We start from the raw sequence: 18,847 nt of genomic DNA, 5'->3' as shown, positions 1-18,847 counted from the left end.
ATCTTCAGATGCATCCTTTCGTTGCGCTTAATTCATAATGACAAAGAATTAATCTTCGATTTCTAAAATTTCTTTGGATAAACGAATCATTTTAGGATCGCCTGTGTGTTTTCCTTTTTCGTCAGAAAGTTTGACAACATTTGTCCAGGGTAAATCAGGTTCGGCAACGGAAATTAATTTCATCACGATGTTCATCGGTTTGAGTCCTACGTCGTTGGTCAAATTTGTTCCAATTCCAAATGAAATTCCAATTTTGTCTTGAGTGGCTTCAGTAATTACTTTTACCTTTTCAAGATTTAAACCGTCTGAGAAAATAATCGTTTTGTGTAAAGGATTAATTCCCATTCTTTGGTAATGCGCAATGGTTTTCTCTGCAAATTCAAGCGGATCTCCACTGTCATGACGTACACCGTCAAATAATTTTGCCAGTTTTTTATTGAACTGCGTGAAGAAAACATCGGTCGTATAAGTATCTGACAAAGCAATTCCCAAATCACCGTGGTAAACATTTACCCAGCGGTCGAGGCTGATACCGTTTGCTATTTTTACTCCGAATCTTGCGCCATGGTACATGAACCATTCGTGTGCGTGTGTTCCAATCGGTTTTACATTAGTCTGCATAGCGAGATGAACATTGCTGGTTCCGACATAAGTAGAACCACCGTATTTTTTAAGAGTTTCAGTTACAAGTTTATGAACTTGGTAGGAATGTCTTCTACGTGTTCCGAATTCTGCAACTTTTACACCTAAGTCTCTGTAAGATTCTGTTTTTTTTCGTGTGTTTTCAATGACTTCCTCATCTGAAATCCTTTCAGCATTGGTCATTTCATAAAATAATTCACTGATTAATGACAACAAAGGAACTTCCCATAAAATCGTTCTGTACCAATATCCCTGCACTTTTACTTCGACATCGTTTCCATTTTGACTGATGGAAACTTCCGAAGGATCGTAGCGATAACCTTGCAAAAAATCTAAATATGCAGAGTTCAGATAAGGACACATGACTTTGAGGTAAGACTTTTCTTCACGGGTCAATGCTAATAGTGACATCCGCTCTACTCTTTTTTGTAATTCTTCTGCAAATCCTTGAGGGAATTGATGTGCGCCGCGGTTTATAAAAGCATATTTGGCTTGTGTATCTGCATATAGTTTCACGGTTGCATATTGCATAGTGAATTTGTAAAAATCATTGTCTAGGATTGAATTGAAACTCATATTTTTTCTTTTGTAGAAATTGAAGTTCGAAGTTCGGGAATTAAGCTAAAACCAGAAAAGAAAATGAAGAATTTCTTATTAATTGAAATTATCAACTCAAATTCATCGGTATCAAAATTAAATTTGAAAAAAATTATAATTATCTAATTTAAAATTATTTAGCAAATTACAAACGGATACAAACGAACTTAAATAGTTTTCTACCGACTAAATTTTGATTGTGCTTAAATCTTTGCAGCGGAGATTCGAGATGACAAGAAAAGTCTCTTATCTGAAATGTTTAATTATAAAATGTAAAGTTATGTCACTTAGAAACAAAATCACGCTCATCGGTCGCACAGGAAAAGAAATCGAAATCGTAAACTTCGAAAACGGAATGCTTGCAAAAGTAAGTCTTGCAACTTCTGACCACTACACTAACTCCAAAGGCGAAAAAGTAGAAGACACACAATGGCACAACCTCGTGGCTTATGGTAAAACTGCTGAAATCATGCAGAAGTTTGTAGAAAAAGGAAAAGAAATCGCTGTCGAAGGTAAACTTACTTACCGCAACTATGAAGACAAAGACGGACAAAAACGTTTCATTACAGAAATTCGTGTCGAAGAAATTTTACTTTTAGGTAGTAAATAAATTAAAATACCTGTCAGGTTTTAAAAGCCTGACAGGTATTGTCTATAATTCTCAAAATAGTTATTTCAAATCAAATCGATCTAAATTCATCACTTTCGCCCAGGCTGCTACGAAATCTTTTACAAATTTTTCTTTGGCATCAGCAGCAGCATAAACTTCTGCTAAAGCTCTCAATTCAGAATTAGAACCGAAAATCAAATCTGCTCGTGAAGCTATCCATTTCGTTTGTCCGGTTTTGGAATCTGTTCCTTCAAAAATTTCCTGCTGCTCATTGACCGATTTCCAAGTGGTATTCATGTCCAATAAATTCATAAAGAAATCATTGCTCAAAATTTCTTTTTTGTCCATGAAAATTCCCAATTTGGAATGGTCATAATTTGCGTTCAACGCACGCATTCCACCAATTAACACCGTCAATTCCGGCGCAGTCAATGTCAATAATTGTGCTTTGTCGATTAATAATTCTTCAGTAGAAGTTGTATATTTTGCTTTCAAATAATTCCTGAATCCGTCTGCAATTGGCTCTAAAACAGCAAAAGATTCTACGTCGGTTTGTTCTTGCGAAGCGTCCATACGACCTGGTGTAAATGGAACGATGATGTCAAAACCTGCATTTTTAGCCGCGACTTTCACACCAACACATCCAGCCAAAACAATCAAATCCGCTAAAGAAACTTTTTTTCCTCCGGCTTCAAATTCATTTTTGATTTCTTCCAATTTACTTAAAACAATTGCCAATTCTGAAGGATTGTTGACTTCCCAATCTTTTTGCGGAGATAATCGAATTCTCGCTCCGTTTGCTCCTCCTCTTTTGTCCGAACCTCTGAACGTCGAAGCCGAAGCCCAAGCGGTTGTTACCAATTGAGAAATGGACAATCCTGAATTCAGTATCTTAGATTTTAATTCCTGAATTTCATTTTCTCCGATTAATTCATGATTAACTTCCGGAATCGGATCTTGCCAAATCAAAATTTCTGATGGAACTTCCGATCCTAAATATCTTGCTCTCGGCCCCATGTCACGGTGCGTCAATTTAAACCAAGCGCGTGAAAATGCATCAGCAAATGCATCAGGATTTTCCAGAAATCTTCTTGAAATTTTCTCATAAACCGGATCAAATCTCAACGATAAATCCGTTGTCAACATCGTTGGCAAATGTTTTTTATTTGTATCGAAAGCATCTGGAATGATGGCTTCTCCACCTTTTGCTACGTACTGATGTGCGCCTGCCGGACTTTTGCTCAATTCCCACTCATGTCCAAATAAAATTTCAAAGAAGCGGTTGCTCCACTGCGTCGGTAAATCTGTCCAAGTTACTTCGAGTCCACTGGTAATGGTATCAGGACCCGCTCCGGTTTTATAATTGTTTTTCCAACCCAATCCCATTGCCGTGATGTCAGATTTTTCAGGCTCGTCTTCAACATTATCAGAAGAAGCCGCGCCATGCGTTTTTCCAAATGTATGTCCACCCGCTATCAAAGCAACGGTTTCTTCATCGTCCATCGCCATTCGTCCAAACGTATCACGGATGTCTTTCGCTGCTAGAATCGGATCGGGATTTCCGTCAGGGCCTTCAGGATTTACATAAATCAATCCCATGTGTGCAGCGGCTAAAGGATTTTCCAAATTTCTTGAATGAACTTTTCCATCTGCATCGTCGTCAGAAACCAATACGCCTCCCGGTTTTTCTACACCATCTGAACCTTGTGCATAACGTTCATCGCTTCCAAGCCATTCTTTTTCCGAACCCCAATAAACATCCAATTCCGGTTCCCAAACGTCTTCACGTCCGCCTGCAAATCCAAAAGTTTTGAATCCCATGGATTCCAATGCTACATTTCCGGCGAGAATCATTAAATCTGCCCAGGAAATTTTGCGTCCATATTTTTGCTTGATAGGCCAAAGCAAACGGCGAGCTTTGTCCAAGCTTACATTGTCCGGCCAGCTGTTCAGCGGTGCAAATCTTTGCTGCCCTGCACCGGCTCCGCCGCGACCATCTTGGATTCGATAAGTTCCTGCGCTGTGCCATGCCATGCGAATGAATAAAGGACCATAATGCCCAAAGTCTGCCGGCCACCAATCTTGTGAATCGGTCATCAAATCATGTAAATCTTTTTTGACAGCTTGTAAATCCAAGCTTTTGAATTCCTTTGCGTAATCGAAATCATCACCCATAGGATCAGATAATTTTGAATGCTGGCGAAGAATGTTTACTCTTAATTGGTTGGGCCACCAATCGCGGTTTTGCGTTCCGCCGCCGGCCGCCTTTTGTTTGTCTCCCCCGTTGAAAAAGGGGCATTTGCTGATGTCATCATCGTAATTTTCCATTGTATATGTTTTAATTTTTAATTAATTTGTCTGAAAGAATTTCAATTTCTCCATTTAAATATTGTAATTCTATTGTATTTTCATTTATTTCAATTGTAATGTTCAGAGGATCGGGCTGAATATTTAATTCTGTAGGAAACCAAGTTTTTTTGAGGTTATAATTGGGCAAAAGAAATAATCCTTCTTGTGATCCTACGGTTCCAAATCTATTCATGTCACCTTTCCAAAATTTGATACCTAAATTATCTTCTAAAACAAAACTAAGTTGCTGTATATCTGTCGTTGGTAAGCCAATTTCATTTACACACAAAATACTTTCTACATCAAATTCAGCATCACCCGGATTATTCATATCATATCTTACTATGAATTCTGCGATATTACCGCTTGCATCATGAAAATAAAATGAATCTGCATTCCAAGTATCAAAATGAACTGTCTTCTGGGAATCTTCCATTTCAATTATATTCCATTTTTTCTCAACCCAATGAAGGGCTTCATTTAAATTATTGGAAGGTATCAAAAAACAATAATGATAATTATGTTGATCGTTGGATTCCTGAAATGTCAAAATTGACCAACCGACCTTCACGCTAAAAGAATTCAAATCTTCATTTACAAGTTCAAATCCTAGAGTTTTTGTATAGAAAATCTTTTCTTGTAATAATTTATGGGTTAAAAGAGTAAGTTCTTTAATTTTCATTTAATTGCTTTTCAGAAAGCTAAAAATAAAAATTAATATCAATGGAATTTGAAAATTCAGATTGGATGTTTCAATTTTATGATAAATTAATCTTATAGCAACGAATTTTAGTATAAATTAAATCAATAATTTATTTCAATTCCAAATAAGCATCAATCTTGTCATTGGGAATGGTGACGGACAAAACATAATGCTGGATTTTCCATCCATCTTTGGTCAAAATCACTACACCCGAACCGCGACAAACACCCATCCACGTATCCAAAGTTTCGTCAAACCAAGCTAATTTATTGTCTGAATGCATATATACGTTACGGGTTTTCTTTTTGAAATCCCATGCGCTATCTTTTGCGAAATATTCTTTTGACCATTCTTTCAATTCGTCGCGTTTCCAGTTTTCGGTTTCGTCGGTACCGATGTAACGCGCATCTTCGGTCATCGAACCAAAGAAAGTATCTTCGTCAGCAACTGCCGCCGCTTGGTGCCAATTATCTAAAAGAGTATTGATTTGTTCTTGTGGTTTTTGCGCAAAAGTGAAGGCTGATGCTAATAAAAGGATGTAAAGTATTTTTTTCATAATTTATTATTTATTGATTGGTATTTATACCTATTCTAATTCTGTAGTAAAAATTTTCAACTGACCATCTATTCCTCTTTTACCAAAAAGTTTAATCGATGATGACTTATCCAATATTTCAATATTATTTATTTCAATATTTTTTAATAATTCCAATAATTTTCCCGGCTCATATTCTACTATCTTATGATTGATTAATAATAAAGGATTATTTCCAAGTTGATTCAATTCAGTTTTGCTCCTTAGATAGCTTTTGATATCGTACTGTTTCTTTCCTTCAGAATCCCATGTATAATGTGAACTATTTCCAATTTCAAAATTATTCTCTTTTATTAAAATCCAAAATTGTTCACTCCAATTATTTACATCCCATATCTTTTGTTTATCAACCAATAAATGTTGAATGGTTATTTTGTTTTTTCTCTTTTTATTTTTTAATAGTTCATTTATCAGAAGGTATAAATCAAAAGGATACTTTGTGGATTTTGCTTTTTTAATAAAAACTGAATTGTATTTATTGAATCTGATTTTATTTTCCCTTAAATAATTAATGTAATTACCTAAATCAGCACCTCCCAAATTATTTAAGTCAATCTTAATTATTTCAAATTTTTCTTTAGAATTCAATTTTTCAATATTTTCCTCAAATAATAATGCATCTTGAGAAAAACAATAAAAAGGAAAAAAGATGAAAACTAAAAGAAAACGCATGTTTATAATTATTTAGTCAAATCTAAGAAATCTTATTTCTAATTTTAATCATAATGCCTGAAAATTCCTGTGTCGGTTGCAGACCAAAATGCTGCCTTTTGGTTCGCTACTTTCAGCGCTTTATTGGCCCAAGTATTGCATGTGAAAAATATATTGTAAGTGCGTCTGGCATCATAAAAAGCATCATTTTTCCCGTAAACCATATCGGTGGGAATCAAAACGGTTTTGTCATTTTCTTTGTCAAATGATTCTTGGATGTATGCTGCAAGCAATTTATAATTCTCTTTACTGATCCAGATTTTCTTACAATCCTCACCCTCTTTTGGGTTTTCATAAAACGTCACGTGCATCGCAGATTCACCCAGCCAAAATGCGGCTTTAAATGCCGTGCTGAATTTCAAATCTGCCCACGTCGGCGTATCGAGGTAAAATCCCTTATCGCCCCAGCCAAAAGAAACGTACTCAAAATCTGTGCGTTGCGAAACCGTATTTTCAATCGGAACAACAGTCGTCCAGTCCATCACATTGTTTTTGAGGGGACAAACGATATCGGTATGCACGCCATTTGTCAAAATATAAATGGCAATTTCCTCTGCTTGTTCCTGATTTTTATTGACAGAAAATAATGGCAAAATCATCACCGCAGCAAGATACAGAACAATCAAGCCGATAAGAGCCAGAAAGGATTTCAAGATTTTTTTTAAGACTTTTTTCAATGTAAGATTGATTTTTAATTAAAACTACTTAATTAATTTTAATTGATAAAAAACATCTGCAATCTTTCGGTCATTGGAAAGACGCGGTACTTTATTTTGCCCGCCCAGTTTTCCCTGCGATTTCATATATTCGTTGAAACCATTTTTATTCACTTTTGAAATCACGAGCGGACGCAGTATATTTCCCGAAATCAAATCGTCGTAATAGGTATTTAATTTCCTCATGTTTGAATTTAATTCATGAGAAAATTCTTCTAAATTTTGAGGTTCCAAAGCAAATTCCACTAACCATTCATGGTAAGGCAACCCCTGTTTTGGATTGACTTGAGGTGAAACAGTAAACTCTGAAACCTGCGCCGGGAATTTAGCAATCGTCCGTTTCATGGCTTCTTCAACTTCATGTGCGATTACGTGCTCACCAAAGGCAGAAGTGTAATGTTTGATGCGCCCCGAAACCAAAATTTTATAAGGATTCAAATTGACAAAACGAATCGTGTCGCCGATGTTGTAACTCCACAAACCCGCATTGGTATTGAGAATTAAAACATAGTCTTTGTTTAATTCTACGTCTTTTAAAGAAATCCGTGTTGGATTTTCAGAGAAAAATTCATCGGTCGGAATGAATTCATAAAAAATTCCGTGGTTCAATAATAAAAGTAAACCTTCGTCATGGATGTCATTCTGGTAAGCGATGAAACCTTCAGACGCCGGATAAGTTTGTACCACAGGCAGGTCTTCGCCCATGAGCTCCTTTACTTTTTCGCGATAGGGATTGTAATTCACGCCGCCCGTGACCATGAGTTGAAGATTTGGGAAAATTTCTTTGATGTTTTTCTTTCCTGATTTTTGGATTAATTTTTCAAAATACATCACCAACCAAGGCGGAATTCCGCTTATCAAAGTCATGTTCTCGTTCAAAGTTTCATCTACAATTTTATCTACTTTGGTTTCCCAATCTTCGATGCAATTGGTTTCCCAAGTAGGCATTCTGTTTTTTTGGAGATAGTTAGGTACGAAATGTGCAACGATTCCCGACAATCGCCCTTGCTGGATTCCGTTTTTTTCTTCCAGTTCGGGACTGCCTTGCAGGAAAATCATTTTACCCGAAACAAAATCCGGTTTTTTAGTTTGGTTAATGTATCCCAACAACGCATTTCGCGCCGCATTGATGTGGTTGGGCATCGATTCCTTGGAAATCGGAATGTATTTCGAACCGGAAGTTGTACCGGAAGTTTTTGCCAAATAAATAGGTTTGCCTTTCCACAAAACATTTTCCTCACCTTTTACAACTCTTTCTATATAAGTTTTTAATTCTTCATAATCGCGAACGGGAACATTTTGTTTAAACTGTTCGTAATTCTGAATCGACTTAAAATTATGGTCTTTCCCAAACGCTGTGTTTTTCCCGACAGTAATCAATTCATCAAAAATTTTCTGTTGTGTCTCAATGGGATTTTGAATCCATTTGGATTCTTTTTTTGAAATAACTCGGGCAAATATTTTGGCAATTTCAGCTTTGAAATTCATTCTTTATTTAATTAAAAAACGATGTACTGTTGCGGGTCAACAGGAATTCCGTCTATCCACAATTCGAAATGCAAATGCGGTCCTGTGGTCAGTTCACCAGTATTTCCAACGGCAGAAATCACTTCACCTTTTTTCACTACATCCCCCATTTTTTTATAAATAGTAAGGTTATGTTTATAGATGGAAAGCATTCCGTTGGCATGTTGCAAAACGGCTACATAACCCGTATCAGGCGTCCAATCTGCAAAAATAACCGTACCCGCAGCGACCGATTTTATGGCTTCGCCTTCCTGTGCGGCGATGTCGATTGCCAAGTGGTTTTCATCTGTGTTGTAACCTGAAGTGACAATTCCTTTCAGTGGTGTAAACAGTAAATTTCCGGAATCTCCACCGCCAGATGTAGAACCATTTACGCTGAACATTTCTTCGCGTTCTACTTCTTCGCGCAATTGTAAATCATCTTTGGATGGCGCTAAATCTACTTTATCCAAATCAACCGAAGATGTAAATTGATTGTTGGTATTACTAACCTGAGGCATCGGCACTTTACCTGAAATGATGGCTCGCAGATTATTGATATAAATTTCGTTGGCTTTGGATTTGTTTTCGAGTTCGATGATTTTGTCTGTAATTCTGAGCACTTCCTGCTTGTCAATCACATCTGCCTGCTGTTCAGAGGGCAAAATATAATCGTGAATCGGTGTATATAATAAGGTCAATGTGGTAACCATCACTGTGAAGAATGTAAACAAAGCTATAATTACCAAAACATTCATCCTGTTAAGGCGTACAGCAAATTCCTCTTCCTGTGCTTCTTCATTGAGAATAATCAGAGTATGCTTCTGAAAAAGCTTTCGAAATATATTTTTCTTTTTCTTCACAATTAAATTTGTTCCATGTTTAAATTTTATGTTTAAAGTTAAATTTGAGGTGATCAAGAATAAAAATAACCTGAAACCTTTAACTTTAAACTATTAAAACCATTGCAAATATCTGAATTGTTTGACATCTTATATAAGATTTTTTCAAATAATGCGTTTTTATTGTAGTTTTGTCAGGACAGGATTATCTATGAAAAAGAAATTACTTACGTTGGCTTGTGTTGGAATTTTGGTTGGATGCTCGACAGAGAAGGATTCATTCAAAAACAGAGCATTTCACAGCAGCACAGCTTGGTTCAATACATTGTTCAATGCGGAAGAAGCATTGGAGAAAAAGATTGATGAATTGGAATTAGAATACAAAGACAATTATTCTGAAATATTACCCGTTGACCCTTTGCCTAAAATTACCGAAGGAGACATTTTTGCAGAAGCGGATAAGCAAGCTGCAAACTTTAAACAGACCGGAGGAAATTCTTCTAATAATAAAAAACCAGCTGCAACCGGTTTTGATTTGGTGGAGGAAAAAGCATTGAAAGCAATTGAAAAACATTCGATGCTCATCAGAGGAAAAGAACACAACAAGATGATGACGCGTGCATATCTTATTTTAGGAAAAGCGCGTTACAATAAAGGAAAAGGGTTTGAAGCACTGGATGCTTTGAATTATATGAGAACCAATCTTCCCTATCATAAAAAATATTCGCCCGAAGCTGAAATGTACATGGCTTTGGCAAACATACAAACCGGAAATGTTTTTGAAGGAGAAAGGATTCTTGAGAAATTAAATAAAGATGATGGTTTAAAGAAACAATTAACTGAAAATACTTCTAAATATTTTGCTCAGGATTTGATCAGAAGAGGGGAATATGAGGCTGCAATTCATGAGCTTGACGATGCCATTGACCATGCCGGAAACAAAAAACGAAAAGCACGATATTACTATATCATCGGACAATTATTTTCTGAAATGGATATGCAGAATGAAGCTGGTGAAGCTTTCACAAGGGTTTATCAATTAAAACCTGGATTTGAAATGGAAGTAAAGGCACAATTGGCGATTGCTAATAATTTCGATCCTGAAAAAAACAGTTACAATTCTTACAAAGAACATTTGTTGGATGTGTCCAAAAAAGGAAATTATGTTTCCCGAAAAAACGAATTTTATTACGCCATAGGCGACATGGCTCTGAAAGACGGAAAGATAGACGAGTCAAGAAAATATCTGAAAATGAGTTTTGAAGGACAGGCTTCTGACCCGTACATCCGTGGGAAAGCCTATGAAACTTATGCCAATTTAGAATTCAATGAAGGAAATTACGTCCACGCATCTTCTTACTATGATAGCGCATTAGCAGTCATTCCCTATGACAAGGACATCCAAAGAATTACCAAAAGAAGTACTTCTTTGAAAACTTTGATGGAGAAATATTATTTAGTAAAAAGGAACGACAGTATTTTGAAATTGGCCCATATGAGTCCTGAAGAAAAAGAAACTTTTTTCAAAGATTACATTGCTAAATTAAAAATAGAAGACGAGAAAAAACAAAAACAAGCCGAAATTGAAATGACTTCTTTCCAGACAGAAACTAAAGGAGGTGGATTTAATTCGTCCTTCGATGATGGAAAAAGTGGTGGAAGCAGTTTTTACTTTTACAATACTTCTCAAAAAGGATTTGGTCAAACTGAATTCAAAAGAATCTGGGGAAATGTAAGATTGGGTGATAACTGGAGAAGCTCAACTTCTACGGGATTGACCATTGAAGAACAACAAGCTGAAATGCTCGGTCAGACAAGCACACAAGATCCAAGAAGATATGAATTGGAATTTTATTTAGAAAAAATCCCTACCAAACGAAATGAATTGGATAAATTAAAAGTAGAAAGAGACACAACTGAATTGTCATTGGGTATTGGTTATTATGATTTATTTCAAAATGCGAAAGTTGCTACCACAACTTTAGAGCATTTGGTTTCAACTCCGCCGAAAAACGAAGAAACCAATGCACAGGCACTTTATCAAATTTATAGAATCAACAATAAGATTGAAAATATCTCCAAAGCAGACGAATATAAAAATATAATCTTATCGAAATATCCTAATTCAATTTACGCTGAATATATTTTAAATCCTGAATTTAATTTCACCACGCCAACTACTCAGGAAGCATTGGATTATTATCAGGAAACTTATGCTTTTTACAAAGAAAAAGATTACAAACAAGTAAAAACTAGAACTGCTCTGGCTATTGAAAAATGGCCTTCAGAAATCATTATTGCAAAATTCTCATTATTAAATGCATTGGCAATCGGCGCGACTGAAGAAAGAGATTCTTTCCGAAATGCTCTGGAGCTGATTACTATAGCTTATCAAAATACAGACGAAGCCAAGAAAGCTCAGGAAATCATAGATTTGATGGACGGAAAAACAAAAAATACTGCAAATGTAGAGACACCGAAAGCAAGTCCTGAAGAACAGAAAAGAATAGACGATCAAAAAAGAAAAGAAGAGGAGAAAATGAAAAGTTCTTCTCCAGGCCGTAACATAGATTCTGGTGATGATTTACCTCCTAATAATAAGTCTTCAAATTCTCCTGCAAATAACAATATTCCCACTCAAGAACAAGGAACCAGATCTCGGATTAAATAAGCTAGAGATTTCCTTGAATATCTACCTGAAGTTTTAAAAGTGCGTCATTTGATGGCGCATTTTCATTTATAGATTTTCTGATGATGTATTCCTGAAGTTGCTGTGCAGTGGCAGCATCACCTAAATCTTCCATACATTGACGAAGAAAATTCTGTGTTGCATTTTTAGCTGAATAAATCAATTTCCAAGTTTCAGGATTTACATAAATCTGCTGGCTCAAGTTGTGTTCCCACTCACCCTGCACAGTTTGAATTAAAATCGATTCATAATTTTTAGCAGTGGATTGAGGTGAAACTCTTCTTGCTAAACCAGTGGGTTTAATTCTTTCAAGAAACAAAGCCATGCGCTCATAAGCTGCCAAACGCTGAGGAATAATCTGTGAAGTATTTATTTTCCTAACTTCAACTTCTCTTCTCAAAGTTTCATTTTTGAGAAATTTATCAATTAATAAATAAGCAATTCCGGCAATTAAAGTTCCCGGTAAAAGTACAGCAAGCAAAATCCACAAAGTTTCCAAATTCAATTATTTTTAAAATTCATCCAAAGATAGAAATGATTTTAATTTCCAGCTATAATAATTAAAATACAATTTTAACCACATAGTTTCATAGTTTTTAGTGCACACAAGTTTAAATAGTCCGCCTTTGTCGGGATAGAATTTGTAGTTTTTAATAATTTAATGAAGCAAAGCTTCAAACTAATGTTTCTTTATGTTTGCTTGAGTAGCATTTAAACTATCGTAACTATGTGGTTAATTGAGAAATCAATATCAATCCATGAAATTTCTAAAGATAAAATTCATACAAAACTATTTACACATCCAAATTGAAATTCGTAATTTGCGGCAAAATTCTACGTATGCAAAACAATATGAGCCCGAAAGAAGCGGTAATCGAAAAAATTAAAGAAAAAGGAGGCTGGGTAAACACTCATGCACATCTGGACAGAGCGTATTCACTTACCAAAGACACCTTTTCATTTACCAATTCTTATCTGAAAGAAAAATGGCACTTAGTGGATGATATGAAAAGAAATTCGACTGTTGAAATTATTTACGGAAGAATGGAACGTGCCATCAATCACTTTTTAGAACAAGGCGCTCAGGCAGTTGGAACTTTCATCGATGTAGATGAAGTTATCGAAGACCGAAGCATCATCGCTGCACAAAAATTGAAAGAAAATTACGGAAAAGATATTGAAATCCGTTTTGCCAACCAGGTTTTGAAAGGTGTTATCGATCCGAAAGCGCGTGAATGGTTTGATATGTCAGTTGACTTTGTAGACATCATCGGAGGCTTACCTGCAAAGGATTTCGGACGAGAAGACGAACATTTGGATATTTTGCTGAGTACCGCAAAATCCAAAGGAAAATTAGTTCACGTTCACGTTGACCAGTTCAATACAGACGAAGAAAAAGAAACGGAACAATTGGCGCGCAAAACCATCGAACATGGAATGCAGGGAAAAGTAACTGCGGTTCACTCGATTTCAGTTGCGGCACATCCGAAAAAATACAGAATGGAATTGTACAATTTGATCAAAGAGGCAGATATGCACGTGATTTCATGTCCAACTGCTTGGATTGACCACAACCGTACAGAGCGTTTGGCGCCGAGCCACAACTCAATGACGCCGGTTGACGAAATGATTCCTGCCGGAATTTGCGTTGCATTTGGAACGGACAACATCAACGATATTTACAAACCTTTCTCTGACGGAGATTTGTGGACGGAATTGCGCGTTATGCTCGAATCTTGTCATTTCTATGACGTAGAAAAACTTTCTGACATCGCTACTATAAACGGGTTGAAAGTTTTGGGAATCACTAAATAATTAAAAAATTGGCTTGATGCTGGGTGTTTGGTGCTGGATGTTATTGCGTTATTTATCACAATAATTAAATCACCAAACACTTATTTTTTTCTTTTTAATATTCTTGAAAATTATTCAATTAATAAACACACCGCATCTAGCATCCAACACCTTGAAAAAATATGATCCTAAACGTAAAAAACGAAACATCGAAACTTGAAGCAGTTGTTTTGGGAATTCCCGATTCAATCGGACCAAAACCAACTTTAGAAGAAACTTACGATTCCAAGTCTTATGAAAGCATAAAACTGGATTTGTATCCGGAAGAATCAGATTTCATTTATGAAATGGGAGAATTTGAAAAAGTTTTGAAAAAGCACAACGTTCAGGTTTTTCGTCCCTGGGTTTTAGAGAATTGCAATCAGGTTTTTGCACGTGATGTCGGAATGGTGATTGATGATAAATTCATTATTGCAAACATTATTCCTGACCGTGCAGATGAACAGGAAGCATACGAAAGAATCATCAATTCTGTTTCAAAAGAAAAAGTAATCCACGTTCCTGAAAATGTACATGTAGAAGGAGGTGATGTGATCTTGTGGAATGAGTTTATGTTTGTAGGAACTTATAAACAGTCTGATTATAAAAACTACAAAACTGCTCGAACAAATTTTGAAGCGGTTCAATTTTTCAAAGATTTATTCCCAAATAAATGGGTAATCGACTTGGAATTGGTCAAAGATGATTTCGACCCATATAAAGGAATTCTGCATTTAGATTGTACTTTCCAACCGGTTGGAAAAAATAAAGCCATCATTTACAAAGACGGATTTTTGAATCCTATGAATTATGACATTTTGATTTCGCTTTTTGGACGTGACAATGTTTTTGAAGTGACCAAAGAAGAAATGTACTGGATGAATCCAAACGTTTTTTCCATCTCTCCAGAAATTGTCGTTTCCGAAAAACAATTCACGAGATTAAATAACCACATGCGTGACGCTTGGGGAATGACTGTAGAAGAAATTCCTTACAGAAACATTTCCAGAATGGGCGGGCTTTTGAGATGTTCTACTCTGCCTTTGATTCGAGAGTAAAAACTACATATTGTATTTATATAAACCTTGTGCAATTTTCACAACGCCAAAAAGAATTGCGCCATAAGTAATCAATCCACTACCGGAAGAAAGTGTAGCTAAAGTAATTACAGTTCCTACAACCAATACTATTCCACCTATTACAATATCTTTAGTTCCACCTCTTCTTTCTTTTTCATAGGCTTTATCTATCTGGATTCTTCTGAATTCCTTCAGACTTTTTTGCTCTTCTGTTAAAACCGGATTTGTAATTTTATCAAAATATTGATTATAATTTTCAACTGAGTTTTCATTAAAAAATTCCTCAGCCATCTGATTTAAAGATTTGTTGTGAAAAGTTGAAAATTCATTTAAAGAAGTTGAAATTTCATCAGTAAATTCCATTTGTCTTCTTGTACAATCCAAATAGGTAATCAATACTGTTTGTTGGTCATATTCTTTCCAATTTAACAAAATAGCAGGCAATTCTCTCGATTTAAGTTGTAAAAGGTCTTTTAAGCTTTTATTTTTCATGAATGTTTTATAAAGGAATGCAAAAATAATAATTCTATTTATAATTGAACTTCAATTCAATGTATCATTAAAATTTTAACTTTGTCCATTAAATAATGAATTCAGAGAAATTATGAAACAATACACAAATACAATATTAATGGTTGAGCCGGTAGATTTCAGGTTCAATGCCGAAACTGCAGTCAATAATTATTTCCAGAATGAAACCGATGAATCATCTGAATCCATCCAGCAAAAAGCTTTGAATGAATTTCAGGCAATGGTTTCAAAATTGCGTGAACACGGCGTAAATGTCATTACTATCAAAGATACTTTAGAACCGCACACGCCGGATTCCATTTTCCCAAATAACTGGATTTCTTTTCATGAAAATGCGACGATTGCGCTTTATCCGATGTTCGCACAAAACAGAAGAGACGAGCGCCGCGAAGATGATGTTTTAGATCTGTTGGGCGAAAAAGGTTTTGATACGGAAGAAGTGATGGATTATACTTCTGCCGAAGAAGATGAAATTTATCTCGAAGGAACGGGAAGCATCATCCTCGATCGCGAAAACGGAATCGCCTATGCAGCAATTTCGCCAAGAACTGATGAAGAGTTATTCCTTGAATTTTGTGAAGATTTTGAATATACGCCAGTCATTTTCGAAGCGAATCAAACAGTTGACGGCGAACGTATGCAGATTTACCACACCAACGTAATGATGTGTGTTGCGGATGAATATGCAGTGATTTGTTTGGATACGATTGATGATAAATCTGAGAAAAAAAATGTGGTTGCATCTTTAAAAGAATCCGGAAAAGAAATCATTTCCATCACGGAAGAACAAATGAATCAGTTTGCAGGGAATATGTTGCAAGTCGGCGGAATGGGAAGCTCGAAATATTTGGTGATGTCGCAGACAGCTTACAATTCTTTAACTCCTGAACAGGTTGAACAAATTGAAAAATTCAACAAAATTATTTCGGTTGACATCAATACTATCGAAACTTTAGGTGGAGGAAGTGCACGCTGTATGATGGCGGAAGTTTTCTTACCGAAGGCATAAAATTTATAATTCAACTTTGACAGAGTTCAGAGCTTTGTCAAAGTTATACTCCAATCAAGGATTTTCTTTGGTAATCTTTTTAGCCGTTTCGAGGTAAACCGGAAGTGCGGCAGAACCATACCATTCGTAGAAATCTACGGCAAGCAAGCCTTCTTTCACAGCGGGATCCAATTCCACTAATCTTGCGGCTTCTTCTTTGGTTTTGACGTTTAAAATAAAAATTCCTCGATATGAATTATCATTTTTGACCATCGGTCCGGCAACGATTAGTTTGTTTTCATCAGCCAGTTTGTTTATGTTTTCCATGTGACCGCGAAAGAGTTCGCTTACTTTTTCTTTGTCTTCAATTTTTGCTGGTCCGGTTTTGAGAATTACCAAAATATAGGCTTTCATTCCATATTGATCAGCACCTAAAGAGTCAGCAAGTTCCTTGTCATATTCAGGATTTTGATTTTGTGCAAATGATTGATTTGATAAAATCATCAGCATTAAAAATGTAAAAATTGGTTTCATCTGTTCTTATTTATTGTTTTTATTATTTGTCACCGACGATAGTTGAATTATATTTTTAAATTCTTCATTTTCTTTCACTCATTCAGAATGACAACAAACATAATTACTTAAAGTAGATATTTATTATCAAAATTAATTCATTTTTATAAAGCATTAAATTTAAATTAAGACTTAGTATATTTGTCAATCCAAAGAGAAAAAGAACGCATGGAATATTTAGAATTTGAACAACCCATCAAAGAACTTCAGGAACAATTGTCAAGCTGCCGTTCTGTCGGAGAAGACAATGGTGTCGATGTAAAGCAAGCCTGTAAGCAGATAGAGGTTGCAATCGAAGAATCAAAGAAAAAAATCTATTCAAACCTCACTCCGTGGCAGAAAGTACAGCTTTCGAGACATCCGTCGAGACCTTATTCATTAGATTATATCTATGCCATTACTGACAATACTTTCATCGAATTACACGGTGACAGAGGGTTTGGTGATGACAAAGCAATGATTGGCGGAATGGGGAAAATCAACGGAACTCCGTTCATGATTATCGGTCAGCAAAAAGGAAAAAATACAAAAGAACGTCAATACCGTCGTTTCGGAATGCCAAATCCTGAGGGATACAGAAAGGCACTTCGTTTGATGAAACTGGCTGAAAAATTTAATATGCCCATCATCACTTTGATGGATACGCCAGGCGCTTATCCCGGATTGGAAGCGGAAGAACGCGGACAAGGTGAAGCAATTGCGCGAAACATTTACGAAATGTTAAACTTAACTGTTCCTGTAATCAGCGTTGTAATCGGTGAAGGAGCAAGCGGCGGTGCATTGGGAATCGGTGTGGGAAACTTGGTTTACATGATGGAAAATACTTGGTATTCGGTAATTTCTCCGGAAAACTGTTCGACCATCCTTTGGAGAACCTGGGAATTTAAAGAACAAGCGGCAAGCCAGATGAAAATGACGCCCAATGATATGCTTGAATTGAAAATCATCGACGGTATCATTGGAGAACCATTGGGTGGAGCACACTATAATCCTGCAAAAGCCGCGGAATCTTTGAAAGAACAAATCCTGAAATCTTATGGTGAACTGAAAAGACTTTCGGGAGCTGAACTGAAAAGACAACGTCAAGATAAATACATCGCAATGGGTGAATTTTCTGGTTAATTTGATTTAAAATATTTTTATAATAAACGAGGCGGACAATTAATTGTCCGCCTCTACTTTTTTAACTACTTATACTCCGGTTTTAATTTATCATAAAACTTATCGTAGAATTTATCGATTTTCGGTTTTACGACCAAGGTGCAATAAGGATTTTGCCCATTGTCATTTTCGTAATAATTCTGATGGTAATCTTCTGCCGCATAAAATATTTCTGCCGGTACCAACTGCGTTGTGAAATTTCCATTGTACATATCAGACGCTTCGAATTCTTTGATAGAACGTTCTGCGGTTAATTTCTGGTCGTCATTTTCATAAAAGATAACAGAACGGTACTGCGTTCCCACATCATTTCCCTGACGGTTCAACTGCGTCGGATCATGAACTGTCCAGAAAACTTCGAGCAATTCATCAAAAGAAATTATTTTAGGGTCAAATTCTATCTGAACGACTTCCGCATGTCCGGTCGTTCCCTCACAAACCTGTTTGTATGTAGGATTTTTCACGTGACCGCCTGAGTAACCAGAAGTTACACTGCTTACACCATTTAACTGGTCAAAAACTGCTTCCACACACCAGAAACAACCTCCTCCGAAAGTTGCTTTTTCAAGATTTTCGCTACTCATTTTTTTTGTTTTCGTATTTTCGGTTTTACTATTTTTTTGTCCGTTGCAACTGTACAGACAACATAAAATCGAAACGAAGGTAAGAACTTGTTTTGTCATTGATTCGATTTTTTCAATGATAAAGATACAGCATAAATT

The 18,847-nt window shown here is 36.0% G+C and carries 18 protein-coding genes; 6 read left to right on the top strand and 12 right to left on the bottom strand.

Translation table 11 applies throughout. The annotated features are described in order from the left end of the window. Positions 1-48: 48 nt before the first annotated feature. The gene (gene pncB / locus B8977_RS08860) at positions 49-1,218 is read right to left on the bottom strand and encodes a nicotinate phosphoribosyltransferase (RefSeq protein WP_084017350.1); all 1,170 of its coding nucleotides are present in this window, start codon (positions 1,216-1,218) and stop codon (positions 49-51) included. Between the two features lie 301 nt (positions 1,219-1,519). On the opposite strand from pncB, the gene B8977_RS08855 reads away from it, so the two are divergent. Continuing rightward, positions 1,520-1,849, top strand: coding sequence for a single-stranded DNA-binding protein (locus tag B8977_RS08855; protein ID WP_084017349.1), 330 nt, complete (start codon positions 1,520-1,522; stop codon positions 1,847-1,849). Positions 1,850-1,909: 60 nt separating this feature from the next. Here the strand turns inward: B8977_RS08855 and katG are convergent, their stop codons facing one another. From katG to B8977_RS08820, 7 genes are all read right to left on the bottom strand, one after another. Beyond that, positions 1,910-4,177: a catalase/peroxidase HPI gene (gene katG / locus B8977_RS08850; RefSeq protein WP_084017348.1), complete on the bottom strand. Its 2,268-nt coding sequence runs from the start codon at positions 4,175-4,177 to the stop codon at positions 1,910-1,912. 10 nt (positions 4,178-4,187) lie between these two features. Beyond that, entirely contained in the window at positions 4,188-4,880 is a 693-nt protein-coding gene (locus tag B8977_RS08845) for a VOC family protein (protein WP_084017347.1), read from the bottom strand. A gap of 130 nt (positions 4,881-5,010) precedes the next feature. After that, positions 5,011-5,457: a nuclear transport factor 2 family protein gene (locus B8977_RS08840; RefSeq protein WP_084017346.1), complete on the bottom strand. Its 447-nt coding sequence runs from the start codon at positions 5,455-5,457 to the stop codon at positions 5,011-5,013. Positions 5,458-5,487: 30 nt separating this feature from the next. Beyond that, on the bottom strand, positions 5,488-6,168 hold the full coding sequence (locus B8977_RS08835) for a hypothetical protein (RefSeq protein WP_084017345.1): 681 nt from the start codon (positions 6,166-6,168) through the stop codon (positions 5,488-5,490). Between the two features lie 44 nt (positions 6,169-6,212). Next, positions 6,213-6,884, bottom strand: a complete 672-nt coding sequence (locus B8977_RS08830) for a TIGR02117 family protein (protein ID WP_084017344.1) — start codon at positions 6,882-6,884, stop codon at positions 6,213-6,215. 24 nt (positions 6,885-6,908) lie between these two features. Next, positions 6,909-8,411: a GH3 auxin-responsive promoter family protein gene (locus B8977_RS08825; protein ID WP_084017343.1), complete on the bottom strand. Its 1,503-nt coding sequence runs from the start codon at positions 8,409-8,411 to the stop codon at positions 6,909-6,911. Positions 8,412-8,422: 11 nt separating this feature from the next. Next, complete coding sequence (locus tag B8977_RS08820; RefSeq protein WP_143736418.1) at positions 8,423-9,292, bottom strand: M23 family metallopeptidase; 870 nt, start codon at positions 9,290-9,292, stop codon at positions 8,423-8,425. Between the two features lie 190 nt (positions 9,293-9,482). Between B8977_RS08820 and porW the strand changes: the two genes are divergently transcribed. Beyond that, positions 9,483-11,942 carry a type IX secretion system periplasmic lipoprotein PorW/SprE gene (porW, locus tag B8977_RS08815; RefSeq protein WP_084017341.1) on the top strand — a complete coding sequence of 820 codons (2,460 nt, stop codon included), beginning with the start codon at positions 9,483-9,485 and terminating at the stop codon, positions 11,940-11,942. A 1-nt stretch (position 11,943) separates the two neighbouring features. On the opposite strand, the gene B8977_RS08810 is transcribed toward porW, so the two are convergent. Beyond that, positions 11,944-12,459 (bottom strand): DUF7935 family protein, encoded by a 516-nt coding sequence (locus tag B8977_RS08810; protein WP_143736416.1) that lies wholly within the window; start codon positions 12,457-12,459, stop codon positions 11,944-11,946. A 341-nt stretch (positions 12,460-12,800) separates the two neighbouring features. Between B8977_RS08810 and B8977_RS08805 the strand changes: the two genes are divergently transcribed. Together B8977_RS08805 and B8977_RS08800 are read left to right on the top strand one after the other, a co-directional pair. Beyond that, positions 12,801-13,775, top strand: coding sequence for an amidohydrolase family protein (locus B8977_RS08805; protein ID WP_245828501.1), 975 nt, complete (start codon positions 12,801-12,803; stop codon positions 13,773-13,775). Between the two features lie 161 nt (positions 13,776-13,936). Further along, the gene (locus B8977_RS08800; protein WP_084017339.1) at positions 13,937-14,851 is read left to right on the top strand and encodes a dimethylarginine dimethylaminohydrolase family protein; all 915 of its coding nucleotides are present in this window, start codon (positions 13,937-13,939) and stop codon (positions 14,849-14,851) included. A gap of 3 nt (positions 14,852-14,854) precedes the next feature. Here B8977_RS08800 and B8977_RS08795 read toward each other — a convergent pair whose 3' ends face one another. Continuing rightward, complete coding sequence (locus B8977_RS08795) at positions 14,855-15,364, bottom strand: hypothetical protein (protein ID WP_084017338.1); 510 nt, start codon at positions 15,362-15,364, stop codon at positions 14,855-14,857. Positions 15,365-15,476: 112 nt separating this feature from the next. Here B8977_RS08795 and ctlX point away from each other — a divergent pair, with 112 nt between their 5' ends. Beyond that, complete coding sequence (gene ctlX, locus B8977_RS08790; RefSeq protein ID WP_084017337.1) at positions 15,477-16,412, top strand: citrulline utilization hydrolase CtlX; 936 nt, start codon at positions 15,477-15,479, stop codon at positions 16,410-16,412. Positions 16,413-16,466: 54 nt separating this feature from the next. On the opposite strand, the gene B8977_RS08785 is transcribed toward ctlX, so the two are convergent. After that, positions 16,467-16,925: a YciI family protein gene (locus tag B8977_RS08785; RefSeq protein ID WP_084017336.1), complete on the bottom strand. Its 459-nt coding sequence runs from the start codon at positions 16,923-16,925 to the stop codon at positions 16,467-16,469. Positions 16,926-17,132: 207 nt separating this feature from the next. Between B8977_RS08785 and B8977_RS08780 the strand changes: the two genes are divergently transcribed. Beyond that, positions 17,133-18,086 carry an acetyl-CoA carboxylase carboxyltransferase subunit alpha gene (locus B8977_RS08780; RefSeq protein ID WP_084017335.1) on the top strand — a complete coding sequence of 318 codons (954 nt, stop codon included), beginning with the start codon at positions 17,133-17,135 and terminating at the stop codon, positions 18,084-18,086. Between the two features lie 65 nt (positions 18,087-18,151). Here the strand turns inward: B8977_RS08780 and msrA are convergent, their stop codons facing one another. Beyond that, on the bottom strand, positions 18,152-18,808 hold the full coding sequence (gene msrA, locus B8977_RS08775; protein WP_084017334.1) for a peptide-methionine (S)-S-oxide reductase MsrA: 657 nt from the start codon (positions 18,806-18,808) through the stop codon (positions 18,152-18,154). Positions 18,809-18,847 lie beyond the last annotated feature (39 nt).

This window comes from Moheibacter sediminis (genome assembly GCF_900176425.1).
GTDB classification, from domain to species: domain Bacteria; phylum Bacteroidota; class Bacteroidia; order Flavobacteriales; family Weeksellaceae; genus Moheibacter; species Moheibacter sediminis.
The sequence above is the reverse complement of the archived record's forward strand: the minus strand, read 5'-3'. Positions and strand labels throughout refer to the sequence as shown.